Genomic DNA, 224 nt, shown 5'->3' with positions numbered 1-224 from the left:
AACTTAGTAGAATTATTTTGTGATGTCGATGATTTTTGTCATCAATTTATACCTCAATGGGAAACACAACTCATCACCGATGGGACTCGGAAGCGAAAACGCAGTTCGGTAATGTCTTTCGGTGAGAAAATGACTATTATGATTTCATTTCATCAATCAAATCATAGGGATTTCAAGAACTTCTACATCGGCTTAGTTCAACGATATTGGACAGAGTACTTTCC

General features: G+C 36.6%; 1 pseudogene. It reads left to right on the top strand.

Features of this window, described 5'->3' with window-relative positions:
* A pseudogene (locus tag Q0794_RS18220) lies at positions 1–224 on the top strand (IS982 family transposase); the annotation flags it as partial.

The sequence above is a fragment of the uncultured Psychromonas sp. genome (assembly GCF_947489755.1).
Classification (GTDB): Bacteria; Pseudomonadota; Gammaproteobacteria; order Enterobacterales; family Psychromonadaceae; genus Psychromonas.
The sequence above is the reverse complement of the archived record's forward strand: the minus strand, read 5'-3'. Positions and strand labels throughout refer to the sequence as shown.